The sequence below is a fragment of the Erythrobacter sp. AP23 genome, from assembly GCF_001542855.1.
GTDB lineage: Bacteria > Pseudomonadota > Alphaproteobacteria > Sphingomonadales > Sphingomonadaceae > Qipengyuania.
In genome coordinates this window covers 78426-105030 of record NZ_LNBY01000018.1, presented here as the reverse complement: position 1 = coordinate 105030, position 26605 = coordinate 78426, and the positions used below count along the sequence as shown (strand labels likewise).

The following is a 26605-nucleotide window of genomic DNA, read 5'->3' as shown; positions in this document are numbered from 1 at the left end:
CATGGCTGGCAAGAACAATGCACTGCAGAAGCCGGTGAACCTGTCGCCGCAGCTCGAAAACGTGGTCGGCAAGGGTCCGATGACCCGTGCGCAGGTGACCTCGAAAGTGTGGGATTACATCAAGGCCAAGGGCCTGCAGGATTCCAACGACAAGCGCATGATCAATCCCGACGACACGCTGGGTGGCGTGATCGGCATGGAACAGATCTCCATGTTCAAGATGACGGGTGCCGTCTCGAAGCACATGAGCTGATCTGCGGTCACCGGCGGCGCAGCGGCCAGTCCGTTACGCCGCCGGTCCACAGCGCCAGCCAGACGATAAGCGGCTGCGCAAACATCCTCGGTATGTGATAGCCGAGACCGAGCCCGCCATCGGGCTGCGCCATGTCGAGCGCGAAATGATGGATGTTCGCCGGAAACACGCAGACGGCGTAGAGCGCCAGGCCGATGGCGCCCGCGCGGCGCAGCGGCAGACTGGCCCATTGTACCAGCGCCGCCGCGCCCAGCAGTTCTGCAACGCCGGTCCAGAAGACAACCGCTTCGGGAGCAGGCACCCAGCCGGGCATGATGGTCAGGAAAGGTGCGGGTTCGGCAAGGTGGATAGATCCTGCCAGGGCATAGAACAGGCCGAGCAACCAGCGCAGCCCGGCGCGGATCATGCGCCCGGGTGCCAGTCTGCTGCGGCCAGTTCGAAACCGGAGAATTCGAACCCCGGCGAGACGATGCAGGACATGAGCGCGTAACCTGCCTTGCCTTCGGTTGGTCGGGCGGCCTGCCACCAGTGCGGCGGAATGACATGCTGGACCACCTGTCCGCCGGTCACATCGGGGCCGAGCAGAACGGTTTCGATGGGGCCGTCATCGCTTTTCGCAAGCGACAGCTCGAGCGGGTTTCCGGCATGCCACAGCCAGATTTCGGCGGCATCGACCCGGTGCCAGTGCGAATTCTGGCCGTCCTCTAGGAGGAAATGGATCGCCGTCGCGCTTGCTCGTTCGCCATTGGGGGCCGGCACCCGCCAGGTCTCGCGGTACCAGCCGCCCTCGGGGTGTGGCGACAGACCGAGCTTTTCGATGATTGTCGTGGCCGAAGTCACTCCTCGACCACCTCGACGCCTTTCCAGAACGCGATGCGGTCCCTGATATCGGCCGCCGCCTCCTTCGGTTCGGGATAGTACCAGGCCGCATCGGTGTTCATTTCGCCGCCGGCATTGATCGAATAGTAATTTGCGGTGCCCTTCCACGGGCAGTGGCTGGTGGTCTCGCTCGGCACCAGCACGCCGCGCGCGACGTCGCCCGCGGGGAAGTAGTGATTGCCTTCCACGACGACCGTGTCGTCGCTGCGCGCCAGCGTCTCGCCATTCCAGCGGGCGGTCATGGTCATATTGGGGCCTTTCCTTGCCGATCCTCTTTGCTAGGACAGCCCGCAAGATGACAAGGGGTTCCTGAACATGCGCCATTTCCTGCTTGCTGCTGCCGCCACGACCGCTCTTGCGACTGCCGGACCGGTGTCGGCGCAAAGCTCGGCAGAGGAAACGGCCGCCGCGGCCCTCGAAGCGGCGCCAGTGTGGGACGGCCACAATGACGTGCCGATCCAGCTGCGCGCGCGTTTCGGCAACCGGATCACCGAATTCGATTTCCGCGACACGCTCGACACCGCGCGCGATGGGCGCAATGCCATGCATTCGGACATCTTCCGTTTGCGCCAGGGCAAGGTCGGGGCGCAGTGGTGGTCGGTCTATGTCAGCCCCAGCCTGCCCGAGGCTGAGGCAGTTCAGGCTACCGTCGAACAGATCGATGTCACCAAGCGGCTGATCGCGCGCTATCCGAACGACCTCCAGCTGGCGCTGACCGCCGACGAGGTCGAGGAAGCGATGGGGGCGGGCCGGATCGCTTCGCTGCTGGGCATGGAAGGCGGCCATTCGATCGGTTCAAGCCTCGCCGTGCTACGCCAGATGTACGACCTCGGCGCGCGCTACATGACGCTGACGCATGGCAAGACGCTGAGCTGGGCCGACAGCGCGACCGACGCGCCCAAGCATGACGGACTCAACGCTTTCGGCATGGACGTGGTCCGCGAAATGAACCGGATCGGCATGCTGGTCGATCTCAGCCATGTGAGCGAAGCCGCGATGCACGATGCGCTCGATGTGGCGCGGGCGCCGGTGATTTTCAGCCATTCGGGCGCGCGCGCGGTCACCGGCCATCTGCGCAACGTGCCCGACAGCGTGCTCGCCCGCCTGCCCGAAAACGGCGGGATCGTGATGGTGGTCGCGCTGCCGTGGTTCATCACCGAGGATCTGCGCCAGCACGCGGCCGACCGCGCGGCGGAAAAGGCTCGCCTCGAGGCCCTGTATTCCGGCCTGCCCGATACGGTCGAAGCGCAATTGGCGAAATGGGATGCCGAAAACCGTCCGCCGGTTTCGACCATTTCGGACATGGCCGACCATATCGATCATATCCGCGACGTCGCGGGTATCGATGCCATCGGGATCGGCGGGGACTATGACGGCATGCCTACGGGACCGGTCGGGATGGAGGACGTTACCGGCTATCCGGCGCTGTTCTTAGAGCTTGCCGAGCGCGGCTATTCGCAGGAGGATCTCGAAAAGATTGCCGCGCGCAACATGATGCGCGTCATGCGCGCAGCAGAAGCCTACGCCGCAAGTGCTGCGGACATGACGCCGATCGAATATGCGGTTGGCGAGCCGCGCGACGAAGAAGGCTAGGTACTAACGGCGCTTTCCGTCATCGCCTTCGAGCCGTCCGAGGATGCGAACGAAGAAGGCAGTCGACCAGCCCAGCAAGATAATTCCGACAACGCCTTCGAGGGCGGCGACCATGCGCCATTCCTGGTGGATCGACGCGTCCGAATAGCCGATCGTCGCATAGCTGATCGTCGAAAAATACAATGCCTCGCTGAAGGAGTGTAGCGCGCCGAGATAATCGTAGAGGAAGGCGAACAGCCAGATCTCGACGAAATGGATGAAAATGATCGCGAACACTGCGATCAGCGTGAAGCCGGCGCCGGTGACGGATAACGGGCGCAGCTTCTCGAAACGCTTGCTCATCCGCTCACCCGACAGCACGCGCTGGATGGTGAACAGGCCCATCCCGTGGATGACCACGCAAACCGCGATCATCGCCGCGCCGATCAGCAATTGTTCGTTGAACGTCGCGCTGATGACCTGCGCGTCGTCCGGCAGGCTGTTCGTCACGGCCCCTCCAGTGTCGGCCCTTCGCCAACGGCGTCACAGGACCGGCCCCGGACCAAGCGATCAGTCGCTCTGATCGGCTTGTTCGGGAAGGCCCGAGCGGTCGGTCGAGGCCATTTCCTCGAGTTCGTCCTCGCTCATGCTGTCGTACATCTGCCTCGACGCGCCTTGAAGATCACCGGCGTCGCTCTCGCCACGCTTGGCCGCCAATGCGGCGCCGGCCGCCTGTTGCTGCGCCTTGCTTTTAGCCTTGGCCATGGCTCAGTCCTGCGCTTCCAGCTCGCTACCGCGCTTGAGCACCTCGTCGCCGTCATCCTGCTTGATGAGGTAGGCGGGATTGTCCTTGTCGCCATCCTTGGTGACCTCGGTGCCCTGCAGGGTACGGGTGACCTCGCGTTCGAAACGCTCCTTGATCTGGCCCTTGCCCTTGCCGTTGCCCCATTCCCACTGGACGTACTGGTCGGTCTGGAAACTGTTCGAATTGCTCATGGCGACCTCTCTCCGGCTTGCTCAGTTCTCGATGACCTCGATGCCGTTCTCGAATTCGGTCTGATCCCCCTCGGGTGCGGCGACCTGATCGTCGCCGAGATCGGTTTCGCTCGGTACGCCGACGATGCTGTCGGTGGTGTCGCCCTCTTCCTCCATCGACGATATCTGGCCGCTGACGGTGCCCTCTTCTTCCACGTCTCCAGTGGTGAGCGCGGGAACGATCCAGACGATCGACATCAGGATTACGGCCAGCAGCAGGCCGCCGGCCAGCACCCAGCGCACGACGCCTTCCTTCGAGCCGCCGCTCGCCTCGGTATCGGTTACATGAATTTCGTCGCCTTGCTTGTGCACGAATTGGTACTCCCTGAAATTTTGCGATCCCACTCGTTCTAGGAGGATTTACGCTCCGCTGTTGCGAATGTTCCTGTGCGCTCAGTCGCGCAGGAGGTCATTGATCGCTGTTTTCTCCCGAGTCTGCGCATCGACCGTCTTCACGATGACCGCACAGGCGAGGCCGGGACCGCCATCCTTGCCGGGCAGTGATCCGGGCACCACCACCGAATAGGGCGGGATATGGCCACGGATGACCTCGCCCGTATCGCGGTAGACGATCTTGGTCGACTGGGTGATGAAGACGCCCATGGCCACGACGCAGCCTTCACCGACGATCACGCCCTCGACAATCTCGCTGCGCGCGCCGATGAAGCAATTGTCGCCGATGATGGTCGGATTGGCCTGCATGGGTTCGAGCACGCCGCCGATGCCCGCCCCTGCCGAGATATGGCAATTCTCGCCGATCTGCGCGCAGCTGCCGATGCTGGCCCAGGTGTCGACCATCGTGCCCTTGCCGACATAGGCCCCAATGTTGACGAAGCTGGGCATCAGCACGCAGCCGGGCGCGATATAGGCGCCCTCGCGCGCGATCGCGCCGGGCACGACGCGGAAGCCTGCCTGGCGGAAGCGGGCATCGTCCCAGCCGGCGAACTTGCTCGGCACCTTGTCGAAGGCCGGGTGGCCGGCGCTGCCGCCTTCCATCACGCGGTTGTCGTTGAGGCGGAAGCTGAGCAGCACCGCTTTCTTGAGCCACTGATTGACCGTCCAGCCGCCCTGGCCGTCGGGCTCGGCGACGCGGCCCTCTCCGCTGTCGAGCATGGCCAGCGCCGCCTCGACCGCCTCGCGCACATCCGCGCTTTGCGGCGTGACATTGGCGCGGTCGTCCCACGCGGCGGTGATGCGATTTTCGAGGTCGGCGCTCATGCTGGTCTCCGTTTGCAATTCCGGAGCGCTCGTTAGCAGGCCCCCCGCGCTAGTCCATCCCCGCAGCCTGCGCGAACTGATACGCGCGCTCGACCAGCGGTGCGACGCGTTCGGACATCGACTTGGCGTGTGCGCTCGATGCGGTCCCGTCGATCACGCGCTTCTTGATGCCCTGCATGATCCCTGCGAGGCGGAACAGATTGTAGGCGAAGTACCAGTCCATCGGCGGGACCGGATAGCCGGTGCGCGCGACATAGCGTTCGACCGCCTCGTCCTGCGTCGGGATGCCCAGCGCTTCGAGGTCGAGGCCGAGCAGGCCCGCGCGCCCGTCATGCGGGTTGTGCCAGTTGAGCATCAGATAGCTGAAGTCGGCGATCGGATCGCCCAGTGTCGACAGCTCCCAGTCGAGCACCGCCAAAACGCGGTTCTCGCTCTTGTGGAAGATCAGATTGTCGAGCCGGTAGTCGCCATGAACCACGCTCGATTCGTGCTGCGGCGGGATGGTCTCGGGCAGCCATTCGATCAGGCGCTCCATTTGCGGCATGTGCTCGGTCTCGGACAGCTTGTACTGCTTCGACCAGCGCGAGATCTGGCGCGCGCAATAATCGGTCGGCTTTCCGTAATCGCCCAGGCCGATCTCGTCCGGCTTGCGCAGGTGCAGCTCGGCCATGGTGTCGATCATGGCATTGTAGATTTCGCGCCTCTCTTCGGGCGAATAATCGGGCAGCGCGCCGTTCCACAAGCTCCGCCCGTCGGCGAGGCCCATGACAAAGAACTTGCTGCCGATAACCTCCGGGTCCTCGCACAGGCCATAGGTCTTCGGTACGGGGAATCCGGTCGGCCCCAGCGCGTGCATGGCCTTGTATTCGCGGTCCACCGCATGCGCGCTCGGCAGCAGCTTGCCGAAGGGCTGGCGGCGCAGCACGTAGCTGCGTTCCGGCGTGTCGATCCGGTAGGTCGGGTTCGACTGTCCGCCCTTGAACTTGGTATAGCTGATCGGGCCTGCGAAGCCCTCGACATGCGCCTCGAACCACGCGGTCAGCGCGTCGAGGTCCATCCGATCGGCCTCTGGCACTTCGATCGTGCCGACCATTTCCTTGTCGAAATCGATTTCACTCATAGCTGTTTCCCAGCGAAGGCTGGGACCTCCTTCGGATCGGCGCCGGGCCGGTGGAGGCCCCAGCCTTCGCTGGGGCGCATTGCCTAGTCGAACACTATCACGCTGCGGGCGGAGGTGCCCTGTTTCATCTTCTCGAAGCCCTCGTTGATCTTCTCGAGCGGGATGCGCTCGGCGATGATCGTGTCGAGGTCGAGAAGCCCGCGCATGTAGAAATCGACCAGGCGCGGCAAGTCGACCGGGAAGTGGTTCATCCCCATGATCGCGCCCTGCAGCTTCTTGCCCGACAGCAAATCCATGGCGCCGAGGCCGACCTTGCAGTCCAATGGCATCATACCGAGGATCGTGGCTGTACCGCCACGACGCAGCAGCTTGACCGCAAGGTCTGCGCTGGCCTGCCGGCCGACCGCCTCGATCGCGTGGTGCACACCGCCGCCGGTGATCTTCATCACTTGCTCGACCGCGTCGTCGGCCATGGCATCGACCGTATGCGTAGCGCCGAGCACTTGGGCGAGCTGGCGTTTTTCGGGCAGAGGATCGATGGCGATGACCTTACCCGCACCCGCGATCTTGGCGGCGTTGACGGTCGCTAGACCCACGCCGCCGCAGCCGACCACCGCCACGGCTTCGCCGGGGACGACCGAACAGGCGTTGAAGATCGCGCCTGCGCCCGTGGTTACCGCGCAGCCGATCACGGCGGCACGGTCCAGCGGCATGTCCTTGTCGATAGCGACGCAGGCATGCTCATGGATCAGCATCTGTTCGGCAAAGGCCGACAGGTTGAGCATCTGGTTGACCGTTTCGCCACCACCGCGCGTAATGCGCGGCGCGGCGGTCTGCTCGCGCCGGGTGTCGGCCCCCATGCACAGCGCCATGCGTCCGGTGACGCAGAATTCGCAGTGTCCGCAGAAAGCGGAGAGGCAGGAGACCACGTGATCGCCCGGCTTCACCGTCTTCACCTCGCTGCCGACCGCGCGCACCACGCCCGCAGCCTCGTGGCCGGGGATGGCGGGCAATGGGTGCGGATAGGCGCCGTCGATGAAGTGGAGGTCCGAATGGCACAGGCCGCAGGCCTTGGTGTCGATGAGGACCTCGTGCGGGGCCGGGTCGGCAAGCTCGACCTCACCGATGGTGAGCCCGCCGACCTGTTCGAGGATTGCTGCCTTGGCCATCAGCGCGCCACACCCATGTCGCCCGAGCTGAGGTTTTCGTCTCCCGCGGTCGGGGCGGCGCCTTCGCGCAGGGCATTGGCGGAGGGACTCTTTTCGGGCAGGTGTTTGGCGAATTCCATCCGCGCGATCGAGCGGGCGTGCACTTCATCCGGACCATCGGCGAGGCGCAGCGTGCGCTGGTGCGCATAGGCGTTTGCGAGGCCGTAATCGTCCGATACGCCGCCGCCGCCATGCGCCTGGATCGCATCGTCGATGATCTTGAGCGCCATGTTGGGCGCCTGCACCTTGATCATGGCGATTTCCTGCTTCGCAGCCTTGTTTCCGACCTTGTCCATCATGTCGGCCGCCTTGAGGCAGAGCAGGCGGGTCATGTCGATATCGATGCGGGCGCGCGCCACGCGCTCTTCCCAGACCGAATGCTTGTAGATCGGCTTGCCGAAGGCTTCGCGCTCCTGCAGCCGCTTGCACATCTTGTGCAGCGCTTCCTCGGCGACGCCGATGGTGCGCATGCAGTGGTGGATGCGGCCCGGGCCGAGGCGGCCCTGCGCGATCTCGAAGCCGCGGCCTTCGCCCAGCAGCATGTTGTCGACGGGGACGCGAACGTCCTTGAGCTCGACCTCCATGTGGCCATGCGGCGCGTCGTCATAGCCGAAGACGGGCAGGTGACGCAGCACCTTTACGCCAGGCGCGTCCATCGGCATCAGGATCATCGACTGCTGCGCGTGGCGCTTGGCCTCGAAATCGGTCTTGCCCATGACGATGGCGACCTTGCAGCGCGGATCGCCCACGCCCGAGGACCACCATTTGCGGCCATTGATGACATATTCGTCGCCATCGCGTTCGATCCGCGTCTCGATATTAGTGGCGTCCGAGGAGGCGGTGAAGGGCTCGGTCATGAGGAAGGCCGAGCGGATTTCGCCATTCATCAGCGGGGTCAGCCACTCGTCCTTTTGCGCGCGCGTGCCGTAGCGGTGGAACACCTCCATGTTGCCCGTGTCGGGCGCGGAGCAGTTGAACACCTCGGAAGCGAAGCCGATGCGGCCCATTTCCTCGGCGCACAGCGCATATTCGAGATTGGTCAGGCCCGGGCCTTCGAACTCGTAACTCTCCTCGACATGGTGATGGCCCTCGTTGCGCGGCGGCATGAAGAGGTTCCAGATGCCCTCCTTCTTGGCCTTGGCCTTGAGCTCCTCGACCACCGGAATGACCTTCCACCGGTCGCCCTCGGCGTCCTGCTGCTTGTAGGTGGCAACTGCGGGGCGGATATGGTCGTCGATGAAATTCTTCACCCGGTCGCGCCAGTATGCTTGCCGTTCTGTCGGTTCGAAATCCATCGTTGCTATCCTCTTCTCTCTCGATTCCGTATCTTCAGGAAACTGGCACGGCAGCCGGGCCACGCCAAGCGATAATCAGGGTGGGGTGACGGCCGCATCGACATCGGCCCGCGCCGCCGCGTCGAGCGCGGCGACACGCGCTTCGTGCTGCGCGCGGTCGATCGGGAAGCGGCCCAGCCAGTAGGCAGCGATGCAGCCGAGCACGGTGATCGATCCGCAATAGAGCAGGATCATCTGCGTCACCACTTCGGGCGCAACCGTTTCGGGCGCGGCGCCCGCGGGCAGGTTCGACAGCGCGATTACCTGGCCGCCGATCAATATGCCTCCGCCGGTGGCGCATTTCTGGACGAACCAGTTGCCCGAATAGAAGCTCCCCTCGGCGCGGCGGCCGGTGCGCTCCTGATAGGCCTCGACGATCTCGGCGATCATCGAACTGCCCGAAATCATCACCACCACGCCCAACGTGTTCGATACCAGCAGGAAGGCATAGAACAGCGCCGCGCTGGTCGGCGTGCCGACCGTCGGCCAAAAGCCCGTCAGGTAGAGCGTGAAGGGGGTCAGGATCACGCCCAGCGATCCCAGCGCGCCGATGACCGCGCTCTTCGGTTTGCCCCAGCGGCGGTGCATCGGCCCGACGATGAAGAACATCGCGATGACCGAAAGGAACAGGATGACCGGGAAGATGCGCAGTTCCGCGGTGTCGAACTGCCAGACGAACAGATTGATATAATTGGTCAGCGAGAAGGTCAGGCCCTGGCTGATATAGGCTGCCAGCGCGCCGGCTGCGAAGATCAGGAACGCCTTCTCGCTGAAGGCGTCGACGATCTCGCCGAAGGCACCGCGCCAGGTGAAGGGCGGCGCCTTGGTTTCGGGATATCCCGCGACGAGCGAATGCTGGCCGAGCGCCGAGCCGAGCACCGAAATCGCCATCACGAAAGCACCGACAAGCCCGAACCAGAAATAGCCCTCGGGCTGCAGCAGGCCTTCGGCGCCCGGCATGAGGACGAAATAGGCGAGGAACATCATCAACAACCCGCCGCACCATCCGAACAGGTAGCGATAGCGGAACAGCGTTGTACGCTCGTCGTAATCGGCGGTGATCTCGGGCAGCAGGCTGACCGAGGGCACTTCGCAGGCCGACAGCAGGATGCGCACCGAAACCGCGATGGCGAGCAATTCCCAGAAACCGGGCGTACCGCCGCCCGAAGGGTGCCACATCAGCACCCAGGCAAAGGCCAGCGGAATGGGCGCCGCATAAAGCCATGGCAGACGCCTGCCCCAGCGCGACCAGGTGCGGTCGGACAGATTGCCCAGCAGCGGGTCGATGAAGGCGTCGATCAGCAGCGCCAGAGCCAGCGCCAGGCTGACCGTACCGGCATCCATGCCCAAGGCCTGGTTGTAGAAGATCAGCAGGAAGAACGAGAATCCCGAATCTTTCACCCCGAAGGCCACCGCGCCGAAGCCGTGGATCAGCTTGAGGCGCTGGGGGAGGGGGCCGGTGACGAAGGGCATCAGGCGGTCTGCTGTGCCTGTTTGACCTGCTCCTCGAGCGCGATCAGCGCTTCGAAGGCGCCGCCTTCCTCCGGGTCCCAGCTGTGCCGCGGGCCGAGCGTGATGCCGCCGTCGACGATCAGCGAGGTGCCGGTGACGAAGCCCGCCGCATCGCTTGCGAGATAGGCGACCGCCTCGGCGATATCGATCGGCTCGCCGCCGCGTGCCACCGGCTGCGCATTGGACGACATCTGCGCGATCATCGCCTTGGCCTGTGTCTTGAGCTCATCGGGGATGTCGAGGCTGGCGGTGAAGATATTCGTATTGATGAAGCCCGGCTGCACCGCATTCACGCGGATGCCGTGCTGCGCGAGATCGGTCGCCGCGCATTTGGTCAGATGCAGCACGCCGGCCTTGGCGACAGCATAGGTGGTCGGTGAATAGCCGGGGCCGACCGCGGCGACGCTCGAGATATTGACGATGCTTGCGCCGCCCTTTTTCGTGCTGGGGCGGCCCTTCATATGCGGGACCGCGTAACGGATGCCCATGGCGACCGAGCGCAGCAGCAGGTCCATCGTGCGGTCCCAGGCGTCGGGCCCGATCTCCTCGATGCTTTCGCGCGCTCCGCCCGCACCGGCATTGTTGAGCAGCGTATCGATGCCGCCGGTTTCTTCGGCGGCGCGGTCCATCAGCGCCTCGATTGCCGCCGGATCGCAGACGTCGCAGCGGACGAACCGCACGTCGCCTTCGGTTTCTTCGGCGAGCTTTTTGCCGCTTTCGACGTCGATGTCGCTCGCGAAAACCACCGCTCCTTCGCGCGCGAACAGCGCAGTCGCGGCCGCGCCGATACCCGACGCCGCCCCCGTGACGACCACGGTCCTGTCCGAGAATCGCATCCCTACTCTCTCCCCGAATTTCTCCGCGCCCAGCTTAGGCGAGCAGGGCAATGCGTCAACGCATTCCGGCCGACGTTACGGCAATGCGGGCCATCGCGACTGGCCTTGCGCAATTAGGGCGAATCACCCTAACGTAAGCGTCAACATACCGCTGGTTTGAAAAGAGAGGATTGGCCAATGTCCGACAGCGATCTGGAAAGCTTTCGCGCCGAAACGCGCGCATGGCTCGAAGCCAACTGCCCGCCTGAAATGCGCGAGCCGGTCCGCGACGAGGACGACATTTACTGGGGCGGCCGCAACGCCACCTTCAAGAATGACGCACAGAAGGCCTGGTTCGAGGCCGCGCGTGACAAGGGTTACACCGTTCCCGCATGGCCCAAGGAATATGGCGGTGCCGGCCTCTCGCCCGCACAGGCCAAGGTCCTGCGCGAGGAAATGAGCGCGATCGGCGCGCGGCCGCCGCTGTCGAGCTTCGGTATCTGGATGCTCGGCCCGGCGCTGCTGCATTTCGGCACCGAGGGCCAGAAACAGCGCTTCCTCAACGAGATCGCGCGCGGCGAAATCCGCTGGTGCCAGGGCTATTCCGAACCGGGCAGCGGCTCGGACCTCGTGAGCCTGCAGACCTTTGGCGAGGACAAGGGCGATCACTGGGTGGTCAACGGCCAGAAGGTGTGGACCTCCTATGCCGACAAGGCCGACTGGATTTTCTGCCTGGTGCGCACCGACAAGGACGACAAGTACCGCGGCATCACCTTCATGCTCTACGACATGGCCAGCGAAGGCGTGTCGACCAAGCCGATCCTGCTGATCAGCGGAAACAGCCCGTTCTGCGAGACCTTTTTCGACGATGTGACAGTGCCCAAGAGTTATGGCGAGGACGTTCCCGCCTATGTCGGCGAGATCAATCGTGGTTGGGATGTCGCGAAATACCTGCTCGGTCATGAGCGCGAGATGATCTCTGGCGCGGACGGCGGCGATCGCACCAGCGCGATCGGCGCAGCGCTCGCCCGTGCCAATGGCGAGATCGATCCCGTCCTGCGCGCCGAACTGGCGCAATTCGACGTCGATGCGCTGGCCTATGCCGCGATGGGCGAGAAGTTCCTCGACGAGATCAAGGTCGGCAAGGCGCATCCCGCGCAGCCGAACATGATGAAATATGCCGGGACCGAGCTCAACAAGCGCCGCCACGAGCTGATGATGGCGGCGGGCGGAAGCCATGCGCTCGAATGGGACAGCGAGGAGACGAGCGGCGGCAAGCCCTCGCGCAACTGGCTGCGCACCAAGGCGAACAGCATCGAGGGCGGCACGTCCGAGGTCATGCTAAACGTCATTTCCAAACGCATCCTCGAACTCCCGGGAGCCTGATCGATGCCTCTCTATTACGACGACGACCAGACGATGCTGGCCGACACCGCGGGCCAGTTCATGGCCGAGGAAGGCTCGATCAAGAACCAGCTGCGCCACTGGCGCGACCGCGAATGCAAGGACGGTTTCGGCCACGCATTGTGGAAGCAGTTCGCCGAAATGGGTTTCACCGGCATGCTGGTCGATGAAGACGATGGCGGGCTCGGCATGGGCCAGGTCGAAGCGAATATCGTGCTTGAGGAAATCGGTCGAAACCTCACCCCTTCGCCCTTCCTGTCCTCTTCGGTGCTGGCCGCCACGGCCTTGAAACACGGCAGCAACGACGTGAAGGGCCGCTGGCTGCCCGGCCTGCTTGCGGGCGACAAGGTCTATGGCGTGGCGATCGACGAAGGCCGCAAGCACCGCCCAGAACGCATCGCCTGCAAGGCGGAGAAGTCGGGCAACGGCTTCAAGCTTACCGGCAAGAAGGATTTCGTGGTCTACGGCGCCAGCAGCGAGATGATCGTTGTTGCCGCGCGCACTTCGGGCGACGATAGCGATAGGGACGGCCTCACGCTGTTCGCCGTGCCGCAGGATACGGCGGGCATGAGCCACGACAGCGTGCGCCTGGTCGACAGCTCGATGGCGAGCCATGTGACCTTCGACGGCGTCGAGCTCGACGGCGATGCGGTGATCGGCGAGGTCGACAATGGCCGCGAAGTGCTCGACGCCATGCTGATGGCGGGCCGGGTCGGTTCGGCGGCGGAAGGCGTCGGCGTTGCCCGCGGTGCGATGGACATGACTGTCGACTATCTCAAGCAGCGCAAGCAGTTCGGCCGCGTGATCGGTGAATTCCAGGCGCTGCAGCACCGCGCCGCGCATCTCTATTCCGAAGTCGAGATCGCCCGCGCCGTAACCGTCAAGGCCGCTCAGCTGCTCGATGCGGGCAGCGAGAAGGCCGATCTGATGGCCTCGGTCGCCAAGGCCAAGGTCGCCAAGGTCGCCGGCCTCGCCGTGCGCGAAGGCGTGCAGATGCACGGCGGCATCGGCATGACCGATGAATACGACATCGGCCTCTATATGAAACGCGACCGCGCGCTGCAGGAATTCCTGGGCGACCAGTATTACCACGCCGGCCGCGTCGCCGAGATGAGCGGCTACTAATCAAACCGTCACCCCAGCGAAGGCTGGGGTCGCGGTCGGCACGTCCCGCCCCGTGCGGCGAGCGATCCCAGCTTGCGCCGGGATGACGAAAGGAAAAGATCAATGACCCTCGAAGACCTGTTCAGCCTCAAGGGCCGCGTGGCGCTGGTGACCGGCGGCAGCCGCGGCATCGGCAAGATGATCGTCGAGGGCTTCCTCGCCGCCGGGATCGAGCGCGTCTATATCAGCGCGCGAAAGATCAACGAGATCGAGGAAACCTGCGCCGAACTGGGCGAGAAGGTGATCGGCATTCAGGGCGATCTGTCGACGATCGAAGGGATCGAGAACCTCGTCGAGGAGCTGTCGCAGCGCGAAAGCAAGCTCGACATTCTCGTCAACAATGCCGGCGCGGCCTGGGGTGTCGATTATCTCGAATTCCCAGAGAGCGGCTGGGACAAGGTCATGGACCTCAACGTCAAGACGCCCTTCTTCCTGACGCAGAAGCTGCACAAGCTGCTGACCGCCGCCGCCAGTGCGGAGCAGCCGGGCAAGGTGATCAACATCACCTCGATCGATGGTCAGCGGGTCAATCCATGGGAGACCTACAGCTACCAGGCGTCGAAGGCTGCCTTGATCCACCTCACGCGCAGGATGGCCGCGCGGCTGGTCCAGGACCATATCTACGTGACGAGCCTCGCGCCCGGCGCCTTCCCGTCGAACATGAACCGCGCCGCGCGCGATTTCGAGGAGCAATCGGCTGCCGGCATCCCGAACAAGCGGGTGGGCGACAAGTTCGATATGGGCGGAACCGCCGTGTACCTCGCCAGCCGCGCGGGCGATTACACCGTCGGCGAAACGCTCACCGTCGACGGCGGCATCGTCAACGCGCTGCTGCCGAGCCACTTCGCCCAGCCGGGATGATCCGAACCGGCGAAGGCCTCTAATCAGGCCGCCAGAATGCGGTTGCGGCCTTCGGACTTGGCTCGGTAAAGGGCCTCGTCCGCCAGTTTCAGTGTGGCGGCATTGGCATCCTCGCCGCCCACTGCCAGCGCGACGCCTCCCGAAAAGGAGATCAGGCCCATCGGCTCGTCTGTTTCGCGCAGCTTGAATTCCTTCTTGGCGAGTTCGTGCCGCGCGTGATCGAGCAGCTTGACGCCCGCTTCGGCATCGGCATCGCTCATCACGAAGATGAACTCCTCTCCGCCCCAGCGACCGACGAAATGCGGACGGCAGATGTCCTCCAGCGTTTTGGCGACCAGCTTGATCACCCGGTCGCCGACGCCGTGACCGTAGCGATCGTTGACCGACTTGAATTTGTCGATGTCGCACAAGGCGATCACGCGCGGCGCGCCTTTCTCGGCCAGTTCGGCAAGATAGGCCTCGATGGCGCGGCGATTGGCGAGGCCGGTCAGCTCGTCGCGATGCGCATCGTTGCGTGCCGCTTCGAGCTCTTCGCGCAGCTCCTTCACCTCCTGCATGGCTTCGGTCAGCCGCCCCTGCGCCTGCTGCGACTGCTCGATCATGCGCCCCACGATCGACAGCGTATTGGCACTGTCGCCGGTGAAGTGATCGGCTTCCTCGGACAGCTCGCGGGCGAAGGCGCCCGTGGCATCCGCAGCCGAAGAGGCAAGCTCGCCCAGCTTGATCGTCTGGTGCCGCAGATGGGCCGCGCGCTCACCCTGCGCCTTGTCCGTCAGGCCATAGATCGCCGCGCCGCCGTGGCGGTCGAAGATCGTGTCCACTTCTTCCTGCTTGATGCGGTAGCCTTCGTCGACGATTTCCTGGATGGCCCGGCCGATCGGCGAGCCGCTGTCGAACAGCGCGATATAGGCGAGGGTATAATTCTGCGGGCTCGGCGGCAGACGATGGCTCTTGAGGAAAGCCATCGTTTTCTCGCCCTTCTCGAAGTCAACCGCGGCCATCGCTACCCTGCAAAATCGAACCCATATCGCGACGAATCACGCAGGCGTGCATGCCGCGCGTCGATCGACAAATCGCATCTTGGCCCCGGCGTCTCAAGACGGATCATGAGCCTGCTCAGGCCATCAGCTCGCGCACGAAGGGGATCAGCCCCGTCTGGCGCTGGCGTTTCATGCGTTCGGCGTCGAGAATTTCTCGGACTTGCGCGAAGCAGGCGTCGACGTCCTCGTTGATGACCACATAGTCATAGGCGTCCCAGTGGCTGATCTCGGCGCGCGCGCGCTCCATTCGCGCGGCGATCACATCGTCGCTGTCGGTGTCGCGGCTGCGCAGCCGTCGCTCCAGCTCGGCGATGCTCGGCGGGAGAATGAACACGCGGACCACGTCCTGCTGGTCCTTCTGGTAGAGCTGCTGCGTGCCCTGCCAGTCGATGTCGAACAGGAAGTCCTGCCCCTCTTTCAACGCGTTGCGGATCCTGCCCTTGGGGGTGCCGTAACGATGGCCGAAGACGTATGCCCATTCGTAGAAATCGTCCTCCTCGACCATCCGGTCGAATTCCGCATCGTCGACGAAATAGTAATGCACGCCGTCGATCTCGCCCGGGCGTGGAGGGCGCGTGGTGACGCTGACCGAGAGCCTTATCTCCTCGTCCGCCTCGAGCAGCATCCGCGAAATCGTGGTCTTGCCCGCGCCGCTGGGCGAGGAAAGGATGAACATGAGGCCCCGGCGGGCGAGCTTGTCGTGCGAAACGGTGGAATCGGCCATGCGCGCTGTTGGCGCATCGGGCGGGGGCGAATCAACCCCCGCGCAAGGCTTGCCGTCAGATCTCGCCGTCGGGATCGGCCTGGCGTTGCAAGGTCCGATTGCCCCGGCGCCGCGACTTACGCCGCGACTGGCTGCGATCGAACAGGACCTTGAGCACCAGCCCCGTGCCCACCAGCAGCGCGCCGGGCACCGACTTGGTCGCGACCTTGGTCACGCCGTAGGCGGCAAGCGTGTGCACCAGGCTGCGGTTCTCGACCGCGTCCTTGGCGAATTGCTGTCCGTATTGTCGCCCCAGGACCGCCTTCTCGACCGCCATGCGCGACAGGCGGCCTGCGCTGCGCAGCATGATATCGTGGATGATGAGATTTGTCGCCGGATTGGGGCTTGGGCCGGGCACCGGATCGTCCTGCCCGGGAAGATCGTCCGTCGCGCGCTCGAGCTTCTTGCCGACCGCGTCGGTCAGATGGTTCGGCTTGTCTTCGTCGGTCAGCCCGAGTTTCGCCATGTCCTGCCCCGTATGGCCGGGAAGGCCCGGCGCTTACTTTTTGCGGCCGAAATCGACCGTGACGACGTTCGAGCCGTCTTCGGTATCATCAACGGTCGCGCCTTCTGCCTGTTCCGAACCGTCATTGTCCGGGTGTTCGGTGGCCGCGGGGGCCATGTCGGCGACCGTCGCCTGGAACTGCAGTCCGAAATCGACCGCGGGATCGACGAATTGCGTGATCGCGGCGTAGGGGATGTCGAGTTCGGCCGGAACCTGGTTGAACGACAGGCCCACCGCAAACCCATCCTCGCGCACGTTGAGGTTCCAGAACTTGTTCTGGAGCACGATGGTCATCTCGTCGGGGAACCGCTCGCGCAGGTTCGCGGGGATCGAGACGCCGGGGGCATGGGTCTTGAATGTGATGTAGAAATGATGCGCACCGGGCAGTTCGCCGCCGCCTTCCTCGATTTCGCCGAGCACGCGGCCGACGACGGCGCGCAGGGCTTCCTGCACGATGGAATCGTAGGGGATCAGGCTGTCGGGCGTATCGTCGCTCATGCCTTCTTAGGTGGAGCGGCGTGCGGGCGGGGTCAAGCGGTTTAAGCGCGTCTTTACCCTGTCGATAGGCGCATTTTCTTGCGCCTCGCGGCTTGCGGTTCTAGCGCGGCGGGCATGCGTACAGGCCGGATCGAGCGAAACACCGCGGAAACCAAGATTCTCGTCGAGGTCAATCTCGACGGATCGGGGTCCTATGACATTGCCACGGGCATCGGATTTCTCGATCACATGGTCGAACAGTTCGCCAAACATTCGCTCATCGACGTGACGATGAAGGTCGATGGCGACCTGCATGTCGATCAGCACCACACGACCGAGGACAGCGCGCTGGCGCTGGGCCAGGCGCTGGCCGCAGCGCTGGGCGACAAGGGCGGGATCGCGCGCTACGGCAGCGCCTATTCGCCGATGGATGAAACGTTGGCGCGCGTCGCGCTGGATATTTCGGGGCGCCCCTATCTCGTGTGGCGCGCCGGGTTCAGCCAGGAAAAGCTGGGCGAATGGGACACCGAGCTGATCGAGCACTGGTTCCATTCGGTCGCGCAGGCCTGCGGGCTGACGCTGCATGTCGAGCTGCTCTACGGCCAGAACAACCACCATATCTGCGAGGCGATCTACAAGGGCTTCGCCCGCGCCATGCGCGCCGCGGTCGAGATCGATCCGCGCAAGGGCGGCGCTATCCCGAGCACCAAGGGCCAGCTCGGTGGGTGACGTGCTATCTGTCTGGTGCGCTCGGGAGGCATCGTAAATGCCTGCCAGTGAAATCGTCGCCCTCATCGACTACGGGGCCGGCAACCTCCACTCGGTGGAAAACGCGCTGCGCAAGGTCGGGGCGAGGGTCACGGTCACCGCCGATCCCGACGTGGTCCGCGCGGCGGACCGGATCGTGCTGCCCGGTGTCGGCTCGTTCAAGGCCTGCGCCGAAGGGCTTCGCGCGGAAAAGGGCGTTGTCGAGGCGATGCACGAACGCGTCTTCGTCGGCGGCGCACCGTTTCTGGGCATCTGCGTCGGCATGCAGTTGCTCGCGGCGCGCGGGCTCGAACATGGCGAGACGCCGGGGCTCGGATGGATCGATGGCACGGTCCGGCTCATGCAACCGACCGATACCAGCGTGAAAGTTCCGCATATGGGGTGGAACGATGTGGCTCCGATGCCGCATGCGCGCGGACATGAGGTGATTGTCGAGGGCGAGGCCTATTTCCTCCACTCGTACCATTTCAAGGTGCGCCACCACGAAGACGTCCTTGCGATGACCGACCACGGCGGCGGGATGGTGGCCGCCATCGGTCGCGACAATCTGGTGGGCGTGCAGTTCCACCCCGAGAAGAGCCAGGCCTATGGGCTCGATCTGCTCTCGAAGTTCCTGGAGTGGAAGCCTTGAGTTCGATCGGAGCCTCGCCAGCCGCGACCGCCGCAGAGGGAGCGGGAACATGATCGTCTTTCCGGCTATCGACCTGAAGGGCGGCGAAGTCGTCCGCCTTGCCGAAGGCGATATGGATCGCGCGACCGTCTATGGCGACGATCCCGTCGCGCAGGCGAGACTGTTCGCAGAGGCGGGTGCGGAGCATTTGCATGTCGTCGATCTCGACGGGTCCTTCGCGGGCGGTGCGCGCAATCGCAAGGCTGTCGAAGCAATCGTGGCGGCATTCCCGGGTCGCGTACAGCTCGGCGGCGGTATCCGCACGCGCGAGGATGTCGAAGGCTGGTTCGCCGCCGGGGTGACGCGGGTCGTAATGGGATCGGCCGCGCTGAAGGATCCCGAATTCGTCAAGGACATGGCGCGCGAACATGCGTACGGCGTGGTCGTGGCGGTCGATGCCAGGGACGGCATGGTCGCGACCGAGGGCTGGGCCGATGTGTCCGACGTGCCGGTAATCGACCTCGCCCGGCGGTTCGAGGATGCGGGTGTCGCCAGCCTGCTGTTCACCGATATCGGCCGCGATGGCTTGCTCACGGGCGTCAATCTCGAGGCTACGGTCGGGCTCGCGCGGCAGGTCGATATTCCGGTCATCGCGAGCGGCGGGGTCGCGGGAATCGCCGATATCGAAGAGCTTGCGCGGCATGCGCATGAAGGGATCGAGGGTGTGATCACGGGCCGCGCGCTTTATGACGGGCGGCTCGATCTGCCCGCCGCTTTGGACCTGGCGAGGGCGGCATGACCGTTCGCATCCGCGTCATTCCCTGTCTCGACGTCGCCGACGGGCGCGTGGTCAAGGGCGTCAATTTCGTCGACCTCAAGGATGCCGGCGATCCGGTCGAACAGGCGCAGGCCTATGATGCCGCAGGCGCGGACGAATTGTGCTTCCTCGATATCTCCGCCAGTCACGAAGGGCGCGGCACGCTGCTCGACATGGTCGAACGCACGGCCAAGGTCTGCTTCATGCCGCTGACCGTCGGCGGCGGCGTGCGCAGCGTGGAGGATGCGCGCGCGCTGCTGCTGGCCGGCGCAGACAAGGTCGCGGTCAATTCCGCTGCCGTCGGCCGCCCCGAACTGGTGCGCGAGATCGCCGAGAAATTCGGCAGCCAGTGCGTCGTCGCCAGCGTCGATGCGCGCGCCTCGATCACCGGCAAGACGCGGGGATGGGAAATCTACACTCACGGCGGGCGTAAGCCGACCGGGATCGATGCGGTCGAACACGCGATCCGGCTTGCCGGCCTTGGCGCGGGCGAATTGCTGGTCACCTCGATGGACGGCGACGGCACCAAGAAAGGCTACGATGTCGACCTGACCCGTGCGATTGCCGATACGGTATCGGTTCCGGTCATTGCCAGCGGAGGGGTCGGCACGCTCGACCATCTGGTCAAGGGTGTGACCCGCGGCCATGCCAGCGCGGTGCTCGCCGCCTCGATCTTTCATTTCGGCGAACACACGATCGCCGAGGCGCATGCCGCCTTGCGCGCGGCGGGATTGCCCGCACGCGGCTGAGCGAAAGCTGTCCCGCGACGGGACAGCGCCGCGGCTCTTTACCGCGCGTTTGCCTCCAGATGATATAGTATCGCCATGTCCAGCCAGATCATCTCGCTGGCCGCGCAATTCGCGGATCTCGGCGGTCCCGCCGGCATCGCCGCGCGCCTGGTCGAACCGAGCGCGCTGACGCTGCTGGCAGCGGGCCTCGGTGGCCTGCTGATCGGACGGTTCCTGATCGGCCGCAACGCCGATTGACGCTGTGCGCCCGGCCCGTGCATAGCGCGGGGCATGGACACACTATCCCGCCTCGAACAGACCATCGCGCAGCGGCGCGAGGCCGATCCTTCGCAAAGCTACGTCGCCAGCCTGCATGCCAGGGGCCTGCCGCAGATCGCGCGCAAGCTGGGCGAGGAAGGCGTCGAAGCGGCGGTGGCCACGCTGTCGGGCGGCAGCGAGGAACTGGTCGGCGAGGCCGCGGATATCCTTTTCCATCTGCTGGTGGCGCTGAATGCGCGCGACATTGCGCTGGCCGACGTGCTGGCCGAACTCGACCGGCGCGAGGGGGTGTCCGGTATCGAGGAAAAGGCAAGCAGGAGCGAGTGATGCCCGCCGACCCGGACGCATCTTGGCTGGTTCCCTTCGCCCGGTTCGAAGCGAATCCCGGTGATTACGTTCTTCGCCACGGCACCATGCGGGTGATGCTCTACCATCCGGATCATCCGAATGTGCAGACCCCGCACCGCCAGGACGAACTCTATTTCATCCGCGCCGGCTCGGGGACTTTCACCAAGAGCGGCGAAACGCTGCCGTTCGGGCCGGGCGATGTCATCTTCGTCGAAGCCGGTGCCGAGCACCGGTTCGAGGAATTCGGCGAGGATTTGCTGGTCTGGGTGATCTTCTGGGGACCCGATGGAGGAGAGAAATAATGCCGATCGATCCGACGCAGCCTTATGACGACGACAATATCTTCGCCAGGATCCTGCGCGGGGAAATCCCTTCGACCAAGGTCTATGAAGACGAGTGGGCCTTCGCCTTCGAGGATATCAACCCGCAGGCCGAGGTGCATACGCTGGTGGTGCCCAAGGGTCGCTATGTCAGTTGGGACGATTTCAGCGAACAGGCGAGCGCGGAAGAGATCGCCGGTTTCGTCCGCGCGGTGGGCAAGGTGGCCCGCGAGAAGGGGCTGGTCGAGCCGGGCTATCGGATGATGGCCAATGTCGGCGCGCATGGCGGGCAGGAAGTGCCCCACCTGCACGTGCATATCTTCGGCGGGCAGCCGCTGGGTCCGATGATAGCGAGGCGTGGTTAGGGGCGTCGGTTCGAATCTGCTCGGTTCGGGCCGTACCTCCCCGACTTCCTTTGCTCGCCTGACGGCTCGGCTGTACCATTCCGCTCCCTCCCGGCCACCCATGAGATATCGTGCCGTGGGTGGCCGGGAGGGGGAGCGGGACGGACCAGCCAAGGGAAGCGCGGATGTGCTTCCCGCACGCAAAAGCAGTTGACCGAATCCCCGTCAGCCTTTAACGGCGCGCTTGATTTCGGCGCGTCGGAACACCATTTCCGGCGCGTATTTATTTGACGAGAGACATCATGAAGATCCGCAACAGCCTCAAGTCGCTCAAGGGCCGCCATCGCGATTGCCGCGTCATCCGCCGCCGCGGGCGCACCTATGTCATCAACAAGACCAACCGTCGCTTCAAGGCCCGCCAGGGCTGATTAGCGCGCTGCTTCCGCGTGGGAGCAGCAGTCTTGCAGACCGGCCCGGCTCCCGAGGGAGTGCGGGCCGTTCGCATTTGAGGTCGTATGATGCAGGTCGATGCGGTTGTCTTCGATGTCGGGCGGGTGCTCTACCAATGGCGCCTCGGCCATTTGTTCGAGAAGATCGTCGAAGACCCGGCGCGGCTGGAGAGGGTGCTGGGCGAGGTTGTGACCGAAGAATGGCATTTCGAGGCCGATCACGGCAGGCCGCTGGCCGAAATGGTGCCCGAGCGGATTGCGCTCTATCCCGATTTCGAACCCGAGATTCGCGCCTACGCCACCCGGTTCAACGAAACCATTCCCGGCCCGGTGCCGGGCAGCCATGCCCTGGTCGAGCGGCTCGATGCGCGCGATGTGCCGCTGTTCGCGATCACCAATTTCGGGGCCGAGTTCTGGGCCGGCTTTCGTCCGACCGCGCCTGTATTCGACCGGTTTCGCGATATCGTGGTCTCGGGCGAGGAGCGGCTGGCGAAACCCGATCCGGCGATCTTCGCCCTGGCGGAAAGGCGGTTCGGACTGCCGGCAAGGTCGATGCTGTTCATCGACGACAATCCCGCCAATGTCGATGCCGCCGCCCGATGCGGCTGGCAGGTCCATCACTTCCGCGCCTCGAAACGACTCGAGGATGATCTCGCGAACCGCGCGCTGATATGAAAAAGGCCCCGACGATCGCTCGCCAGGGCCTCCGAGTCTGCCACCCGATGGAGAGGGGTGGGGGTAAGACGGTTCAGCCGTTGCACTTCGCCAGCTTTTCGGCGTCGAGCGCTTCGTCCTTGGCGGTGAAGGCGGCGATTTCACCGTGTTCGCGCTGGAGTTCGCGGCACACGCGCAGCGGACGCGAATTGCCCTTCTGCGCGACACAGGTCGTGCCCTTGCAGTTCCAAGCGACACCGCCGGCAATGGTGGTGGTGCGTTCGGAGACCGGCTGGGCCAGTTCGACGGTGTAGAAGGTGCTGTTCGACCGTGCTTCGGCGGCGGTCGGCGCGATGGCGGCACCGAAGGTCAGCGAGGTGTAGGCGAAGGCAGCGGCGATGGCGCCGATATTGACCGAGCGGGGGAGAGTGGAGGTCATGGGGAGATCCTTCCTGGTTGCAAAATTTTCAACGGGTCTTGATTTCAGTGCAATTGAGTTTCAAATAGCAACCCGTTGCGAATCACTACCTATGCCTATAGGTTGCCCAATGCAACCCAAATCTCGAAAAAGTTGGCAAACGCCGAATTTGCGGTAGATAGGTTGTCGGAAGAGGACTGAATTTATGGGTGACATCCGCGAACCGTTGCGTGAACTGACCGAATGCGGCCTGCCGCAGGCGCTGGAGGTCATGGGCGAGCGATGGTCCTTCATGATCCTGCGCGCCAGTTTCAACGGCCTGCACCATTTCGAGGAATTCCTCAGCGAGCTGGGCATCGCGCGTAACATCCTGTCGAACCGCCTCGCCAAGCTGGTCGAACACGGGATCCTCAAGCGCGATCCCTGCGCCGACGACAAGCGCAAGATCGAATACCGCCTGACCGACAAGGGCTTCGACCTGCTGCCCGCCATGGTCGCGCTGCGCCAATGGGGCCAGAAATACGGCGCCGAAGTGGTGGAGAACCCGGTACTCGTCGACGAGCGCGACCGGCTGCCGATCGGACCGACCTCGATCCTCAGCCATGACGGTCGCATTCTCGGCCCCGCCGACCTCTACCTGGTCGAACGCGCCAATCTCGGCATTCGCGCCGATGGCTCCAAGGCGAAGGCCGAGACCATGCTCGAATGCGGCGACGTGATCGACATCGCCAGCGCGCGCAAGGCGAAGAGCGCCGCCTGATCGCCGCTCAGTCGCGGAAGCGCGCTCGCGCAGCCGTGCCCGGATCGATCTCGTAAGAAATTCGGATCCGCACCCATTCGCCGACCATCGGCCGACCGCCCCTTTGCGGCGGGCGCACCTTGAACTGCCAGGCCGCTGCCTGCACGGCCTTGCCGATCCCGGACCCCCGCGGCGATTCGCCGACCACCACGCAATCCTCGACTCTGAAATCGGCCACCGTGCGGCAATCGATCAGGCCCCAGCCCGGCCCGCGCGCGGTCGATAGATAGCCGGCAAGCTCGTCGTCATAGGGCCGCCTATACCAGCGCGCGGCGTAGAGCGGCTCGCCATTCGGGCCGCTGCCCGCGACCCGCGGCGTATCCCCCGCCGCCGGGCTGAAGGCGGGCCCATAGGTCTGCGGCTTGGCGGATGTGGCAGGCGGGGCGGCCTTCGGCACGCTTTCGAGCGAGAAGCTATTGCGCAGGATCGGGCGCGGGGCGGGCAGCGGCGGTGCAAGGGGAGGGACCGGCTCGTCTGTCGCCTGCGGGCGTTGCGGCGGCACCGGAGCAGCCCGGACGACTTCGGGCACTTCGGCCGGCGCAGGCGCGGGCGCCTCCGCCGGTTCGTCTTCAGTGGCGGATGTGGTGAAGGCGACCAGCGTGTCGCGCATCTCGGTCACCTCGCGCTGCACCGAACCGAGCGACAGCAGCACCAGGACCAGCAGCAATTCCAGGATCAGCGCCAGCGCCAGGGCCGGTAAACGCTCGCGCAGCGCGGGCCGCAACTCGGCATACCGCCGGCGCAGCGAGGCGATGGAGTCGGTGGGCAGGGCCGCGGCTGGGCGGATCAATCGCAATCGTGCCTCGACGGTCAGCGGCAGCGGCCGGATTTCGATAGGTGCCACACGCGCCTTCGCATGCGCGATTTACGCCGTGGTGACAAGCAAAGCGTGGCCCAGTCGCGTGGTAAAACGGCCCCGTGGCACCGTGACGTCATCGTTAAAACGATCTCAACATGTCGCTGGCAGGCTGAAGCCCATTCGCGAATCCACCCAGCATTGCCGGACTATCCGCCGTGATCGAAATCGAAGTCCAGAACGAAACGCACCAGAACGTGCATCGTATCAAGGCGATGGCGGTCCCTCGCATCGGCGAGGGGATTCGCCTGCTCGAACCCAATGGGCAATGGGCTTCCTACGACATCCTCGACGTCTGGTACCAGCAGGCCGAGTTCGGCGAGGTCTGGGTCCCCTACATCCACGTCCGCATGACGCCGGAGGAGCTGAAGGCCGGCGAAGCGGCAAGCGTCACGCCGCTGGTCGACAAGGGACAACAGGTGCCGATCGAGGACTTTCTCAAGAAATTCGAAGGCGACCGCGAACACGAACCGGTCAAGCTCAACCTCGACCTGAGCGAGGCGGACTGAGGCCAGTCTTGGATATTGCGCTTCGTCGAACTCGGTAGCCGGCTCGACGGCATGGCTTTGAAAGCTCAAGCTTCCACCATAGGAAGCGGGCATGAGTAATCCGATTATCAGGACTTTCGCCGCTTCGCTGCTCGCAGCCTGCTGGGCACATGCCTCCGGGGCTTATGCACAGGACCTGCCCAGCCCGTGGACCGAGGCTGGTCCCCTATCGGAAATCACCGCAGATACCGGCGAGACCGATCCCGCGGTTCGCGGGATCTGGCAGAGTAGGGGCTACGGACGGATCGTCGCCATCTACGCCGACGGGCTCACGCAATACGAGGTCGGGGCCACCTGCTACCGACCGGATCGCGCCTCCGGCTCGCTGAGCGCGATGGACTCGGTCGGCTATCGCTATTTCCGCATGCTCCCCGATGGCGACAGTGCGATCTTCCAGCTCCTGCGCGGCGATACCAATGTCGTCTTCGACCGCCTCGCAGACCTTCCCGAATCCTGTAGGGACGAACTCGATACCGGCCCGGAAGCGGTCGCCGAAGCGTTTCTCGACGCCTTCGAGCGGCATTATGCCTTCTTCGATCGCCGTCCGCCCGATCACGCGGCGCGGGCCGTTCGGGTGCGGGCCCTGGTTACACCGGGTATGAACGAGGCCGGGCTATGGAATGCGCTGTCTTCCTACATGGAAGGCCTGTCGGACAGCCACACCAAGCTGATCGGCGAAGTCGATGGCGAGCGGCGGCGCGTGCAGGACGGCCAGGGCGTGACCTTGCCGCGCGAGCGTGCGGCCGAGGGCGGCGAGCGGGCGTGGCTGATCGGCCTGATTGGCGAGGCCACCGCCGCGCTCGGCGACACGGCGCATCACACGGGGCGCGACCGGATCCTGTGGGGCGTGATCGATGGCCGGATGGGCTATCTGCAGATCTTCCAGATGGGTGGCTTCACCGACCGCGAGGATTTCGGCAGCGATGAATGGGCCGAGGCGGAGCTGGCCGAATTCGACCGCATCATGGACGAAGCCTTCGCCGCCTTCGCACAGGCGGGGGTGGACGGCGTGGTACTCGACTTGTCGAATAATCGCGGCGGCTGGGACCGCATCGCCAAGGCCATTCCCGGACGCTTCACCGATCGTTCCTACACCGGCTTCACCACCGTCAGCCAGGGCTCAGGCCTGGCGCCTTTCCCGCACGTCATCGAGCCAGCTGCCGGGCCCCGCTTCCTCGGCCCCGTCCATGTCCTGACCAGCGATGTCACCGTCAGCGGCGGCGAGCTGGCCACGCTGGCGTTGCGGCAGAACCCGAACGTGACCCAGGTCGGGGCGACGACCCGCGGGTCCTTCTCGACACCGCTCGCGAAACGCCTGCCGAACGGCTGGCTGCTCGAACTTTCGAACGAGGTCTTCGCTGCGCCCGACGGCAAGGTATACGAAGAGCACGGCCTCGATCCACGAGTCGCCGTCGACGTCTACCCGGCCGATGCCCCGGTCGAAGGCCACTGGCGCGCTGTGATGTACGCGGCGACGCTCGACCGCGCGGTGAGCGACCCGGATTGA

General features: G+C 64.7%; 37 protein-coding genes. 18 read left to right on the top strand and 19 right to left on the bottom strand.

Annotated features, from left to right (window positions below):
- Position 1: 1 nt before the first annotated feature.
- The gene (locus tag ASS64_RS13535) at positions 2-253 is read left to right on the top strand and encodes an SWIB/MDM2 domain-containing protein (protein WP_067695606.1); all 252 of its coding nucleotides are present in this window, start codon (positions 2-4) and stop codon (positions 251-253) included.
- Between the two features lie 7 nt (positions 254-260).
- Here ASS64_RS13535 and ASS64_RS13530 read toward each other — a convergent pair whose 3' ends face one another.
- The 3 genes from ASS64_RS13530 to ASS64_RS16725 are packed head-to-tail and all read right to left on the bottom strand — an operon-like array spanning position 261 to position 1380.
- Positions 261-659, bottom strand: a complete 399-nt coding sequence (locus ASS64_RS13530; protein ID WP_067695603.1) for a DoxX family protein — start codon at positions 657-659, stop codon at positions 261-263.
- Complete coding sequence (locus tag ASS64_RS16730; RefSeq protein ID WP_067695600.1) at positions 656-1093, bottom strand: cupin domain-containing protein; 438 nt, start codon at positions 1091-1093, stop codon at positions 656-658. The genes ASS64_RS13530 and ASS64_RS16730 overlap by 4 nt, the downstream gene beginning before the upstream one ends.
- Entirely contained in the window at positions 1090-1380 is a 291-nt protein-coding gene (locus ASS64_RS16725; protein WP_157075196.1) for a DUF427 domain-containing protein, read from the bottom strand. Before ASS64_RS16725 ends, ASS64_RS16730 begins: the two co-directional genes overlap by 4 nt.
- 67 nt (positions 1381-1447) lie before the next feature.
- On the opposite strand from ASS64_RS16725, the gene ASS64_RS13515 reads away from it, so the two are divergent.
- Complete coding sequence (locus tag ASS64_RS13515; protein WP_067695597.1) at positions 1448-2725, top strand: dipeptidase; 1278 nt, start codon at positions 1448-1450, stop codon at positions 2723-2725.
- A 3-nt stretch (positions 2726-2728) separates the two neighbouring features.
- Here ASS64_RS13515 and ASS64_RS13510 read toward each other — a convergent pair whose 3' ends face one another.
- From ASS64_RS13510 to ASS64_RS13465, 10 genes are all read right to left on the bottom strand, one after another.
- Positions 2729-3214, bottom strand: coding sequence for a potassium channel family protein (locus ASS64_RS13510; RefSeq protein ID WP_067695594.1), 486 nt, complete (start codon positions 3212-3214; stop codon positions 2729-2731).
- A 60-nt stretch (positions 3215-3274) separates the two neighbouring features.
- Positions 3275-3469, bottom strand: a complete 195-nt coding sequence (locus ASS64_RS13505) for a DUF3008 family protein (RefSeq protein WP_067695592.1) — start codon at positions 3467-3469, stop codon at positions 3275-3277.
- A 3-nt stretch (positions 3470-3472) separates the two neighbouring features.
- The gene (locus ASS64_RS13500) at positions 3473-3700 is read right to left on the bottom strand and encodes a DUF2945 domain-containing protein (protein ID WP_067695590.1); all 228 of its coding nucleotides are present in this window, start codon (positions 3698-3700) and stop codon (positions 3473-3475) included.
- A 21-nt stretch (positions 3701-3721) separates the two neighbouring features.
- Positions 3722-4051, bottom strand: coding sequence for a hypothetical protein (locus tag ASS64_RS13495; RefSeq protein ID WP_198147720.1), 330 nt, complete (start codon positions 4049-4051; stop codon positions 3722-3724).
- An 81-nt stretch (positions 4052-4132) separates the two neighbouring features.
- Positions 4133-4957, bottom strand: coding sequence for a 2,3,4,5-tetrahydropyridine-2,6-dicarboxylate N-succinyltransferase (gene dapD / locus ASS64_RS13490; RefSeq protein WP_067695585.1), 825 nt, complete (start codon positions 4955-4957; stop codon positions 4133-4135).
- A gap of 49 nt (positions 4958-5006) precedes the next feature.
- On the bottom strand, positions 5007-6077 hold the full coding sequence (locus tag ASS64_RS13485; RefSeq protein WP_067695582.1) for a phosphotransferase family protein: 1071 nt from the start codon (positions 6075-6077) through the stop codon (positions 5007-5009).
- Between the two features lie 83 nt (positions 6078-6160).
- Positions 6161-7246 (bottom strand): Zn-dependent alcohol dehydrogenase, encoded by a 1086-nt coding sequence (locus tag ASS64_RS13480; protein WP_067695579.1) that lies wholly within the window; start codon positions 7244-7246, stop codon positions 6161-6163.
- Positions 7246-8580, bottom strand: coding sequence for an acyl-CoA dehydrogenase family protein (locus tag ASS64_RS13475; protein WP_067695577.1), 1335 nt, complete (start codon positions 8578-8580; stop codon positions 7246-7248). Before ASS64_RS13475 ends, ASS64_RS13480 begins: the two co-directional genes overlap by 1 nt.
- A 75-nt stretch (positions 8581-8655) precedes the next feature.
- A complete protein-coding gene (locus ASS64_RS13470) occupies positions 8656-10092 on the bottom strand; it encodes an MFS transporter (protein WP_067695574.1) in 1437 nt (478 codons plus the stop codon).
- Positions 10092-10967, bottom strand: coding sequence for an SDR family NAD(P)-dependent oxidoreductase (locus ASS64_RS13465; RefSeq protein WP_067695572.1), 876 nt, complete (start codon positions 10965-10967; stop codon positions 10092-10094). Before ASS64_RS13465 ends, ASS64_RS13470 begins: the two co-directional genes overlap by 1 nt.
- 177 nt (positions 10968-11144) lie before the next feature.
- Between ASS64_RS13465 and ASS64_RS13460 the strand changes: the two genes are divergently transcribed.
- From ASS64_RS13460 to ASS64_RS13450, 3 genes are all read left to right on the top strand, one after another.
- Positions 11145-12332: an acyl-CoA dehydrogenase family protein gene (locus ASS64_RS13460; RefSeq protein ID WP_067695569.1), complete on the top strand. Its 1188-nt coding sequence runs from the start codon at positions 11145-11147 to the stop codon at positions 12330-12332.
- Between the two features lie 3 nt (positions 12333-12335).
- A complete protein-coding gene (locus tag ASS64_RS13455) occupies positions 12336-13475 on the top strand; it encodes an acyl-CoA dehydrogenase family protein (RefSeq protein WP_067695567.1) in 1140 nt (379 codons plus the stop codon).
- 102 nt (positions 13476-13577) lie between these two features.
- Positions 13578-14375: an SDR family NAD(P)-dependent oxidoreductase gene (locus ASS64_RS13450; protein ID WP_067695564.1), complete on the top strand. Its 798-nt coding sequence runs from the start codon at positions 13578-13580 to the stop codon at positions 14373-14375.
- Between the two features lie 23 nt (positions 14376-14398).
- Here the strand turns inward: ASS64_RS13450 and ASS64_RS13445 are convergent, their stop codons facing one another.
- From ASS64_RS13445 to ASS64_RS13430, 4 genes are all read right to left on the bottom strand, one after another.
- On the bottom strand, positions 14399-15376 hold the full coding sequence (locus ASS64_RS13445) for a GGDEF domain-containing protein (RefSeq protein WP_067695561.1): 978 nt from the start codon (positions 15374-15376) through the stop codon (positions 14399-14401).
- Positions 15377-15491: 115 nt separating this feature from the next.
- Positions 15492-16139: a guanylate kinase gene (gene gmk / locus ASS64_RS13440; protein WP_067695558.1), complete on the bottom strand. Its 648-nt coding sequence runs from the start codon at positions 16137-16139 to the stop codon at positions 15492-15494.
- Between the two features lie 55 nt (positions 16140-16194).
- Positions 16195-16644: a hypothetical protein gene (locus ASS64_RS13435; protein WP_067695555.1), complete on the bottom strand. Its 450-nt coding sequence runs from the start codon at positions 16642-16644 to the stop codon at positions 16195-16197.
- A gap of 33 nt (positions 16645-16677) precedes the next feature.
- A complete protein-coding gene (locus tag ASS64_RS13430) occupies positions 16678-17181 on the bottom strand; it encodes an SspB family protein (RefSeq protein ID WP_067695552.1) in 504 nt (167 codons plus the stop codon).
- Positions 17182-17295: 114 nt separating this feature from the next.
- Between ASS64_RS13430 and hisB the strand changes: the two genes are divergently transcribed.
- The 10 genes from hisB (at position 17296) to ASS64_RS13385 (ending at position 22498) form a co-directional block, all read left to right on the top strand.
- Complete coding sequence (hisB, locus tag ASS64_RS13425) at positions 17296-17889, top strand: imidazoleglycerol-phosphate dehydratase HisB (protein WP_067695549.1); 594 nt, start codon at positions 17296-17298, stop codon at positions 17887-17889.
- Between the two features lie 37 nt (positions 17890-17926).
- On the top strand, positions 17927-18559 hold the full coding sequence (gene hisH / locus ASS64_RS13420; protein ID WP_067695546.1) for an imidazole glycerol phosphate synthase subunit HisH: 633 nt from the start codon (positions 17927-17929) through the stop codon (positions 18557-18559).
- 49 nt (positions 18560-18608) lie between these two features.
- Entirely contained in the window at positions 18609-19337 is a 729-nt protein-coding gene (gene hisA, locus ASS64_RS13415; protein ID WP_067695543.1) for a 1-(5-phosphoribosyl)-5-[(5-phosphoribosylamino)methylideneamino]imidazole-4-carboxamide isomerase, read from the top strand.
- Positions 19334-20104: an imidazole glycerol phosphate synthase subunit HisF gene (gene hisF, locus ASS64_RS13410; RefSeq protein WP_067695541.1), complete on the top strand. Its 771-nt coding sequence runs from the start codon at positions 19334-19336 to the stop codon at positions 20102-20104. The genes hisA and hisF overlap by 4 nt, the downstream gene beginning before the upstream one ends.
- 75 nt (positions 20105-20179) lie before the next feature.
- Positions 20180-20341: a hypothetical protein gene (locus tag ASS64_RS16720; protein WP_157075195.1), complete on the top strand. Its 162-nt coding sequence runs from the start codon at positions 20180-20182 to the stop codon at positions 20339-20341.
- Positions 20342-20374: 33 nt separating this feature from the next.
- Complete coding sequence (locus ASS64_RS13405) at positions 20375-20689, top strand: phosphoribosyl-ATP diphosphatase (protein WP_067695538.1); 315 nt, start codon at positions 20375-20377, stop codon at positions 20687-20689.
- Positions 20689-21012: a cupin domain-containing protein gene (locus ASS64_RS13400; protein WP_083508373.1), complete on the top strand. Its 324-nt coding sequence runs from the start codon at positions 20689-20691 to the stop codon at positions 21010-21012. Before ASS64_RS13405 ends, ASS64_RS13400 begins: the two co-directional genes overlap by 1 nt.
- Positions 21012-21395: a histidine triad nucleotide-binding protein gene (locus ASS64_RS13395; RefSeq protein WP_067695536.1), complete on the top strand. Its 384-nt coding sequence runs from the start codon at positions 21012-21014 to the stop codon at positions 21393-21395. Before ASS64_RS13400 ends, ASS64_RS13395 begins: the two co-directional genes overlap by 1 nt.
- 281 nt (positions 21396-21676) lie before the next feature.
- On the top strand, positions 21677-21802 hold the full coding sequence (gene ykgO / locus ASS64_RS13390; protein ID WP_050599643.1) for a type B 50S ribosomal protein L36: 126 nt from the start codon (positions 21677-21679) through the stop codon (positions 21800-21802).
- 87 nt (positions 21803-21889) lie between these two features.
- Positions 21890-22498, top strand: a complete 609-nt coding sequence (locus ASS64_RS13385; protein ID WP_369815375.1) for an HAD family hydrolase — start codon at positions 21890-21892, stop codon at positions 22496-22498.
- A 73-nt stretch (positions 22499-22571) separates the two neighbouring features.
- Here ASS64_RS13385 and ASS64_RS13380 read toward each other — a convergent pair whose 3' ends face one another.
- Positions 22572-22916, bottom strand: coding sequence for a hypothetical protein (locus tag ASS64_RS13380; RefSeq protein ID WP_067695533.1), 345 nt, complete (start codon positions 22914-22916; stop codon positions 22572-22574).
- Positions 22917-23100: 184 nt separating this feature from the next.
- Here ASS64_RS13380 and ASS64_RS13375 point away from each other — a divergent pair, with 184 nt between their 5' ends.
- Positions 23101-23655: a helix-turn-helix domain-containing protein gene (locus ASS64_RS13375; protein WP_067695530.1), complete on the top strand. Its 555-nt coding sequence runs from the start codon at positions 23101-23103 to the stop codon at positions 23653-23655.
- Positions 23656-23662: 7 nt separating this feature from the next.
- Here ASS64_RS13375 and ASS64_RS13370 read toward each other — a convergent pair whose 3' ends face one another.
- Positions 23663-24538 carry a hypothetical protein gene (locus ASS64_RS13370; protein ID WP_067695527.1) on the bottom strand — a complete coding sequence of 292 codons (876 nt, stop codon included), beginning with the start codon at positions 24536-24538 and terminating at the stop codon, positions 23663-23665.
- A 170-nt stretch (positions 24539-24708) separates the two neighbouring features.
- Between ASS64_RS13370 and ASS64_RS16975 the strand changes: the two genes are divergently transcribed.
- Both ASS64_RS16975 and ASS64_RS13360 read left to right on the top strand, forming a co-directional pair.
- Positions 24709-25059, top strand: coding sequence for a hypothetical protein (locus tag ASS64_RS16975; RefSeq protein WP_234002410.1), 351 nt, complete (start codon positions 24709-24711; stop codon positions 25057-25059).
- 91 nt (positions 25060-25150) lie between these two features.
- Entirely contained in the window at positions 25151-26605 is a 1455-nt protein-coding gene (locus ASS64_RS13360; RefSeq protein WP_067695525.1) for a S41 family peptidase, read from the top strand.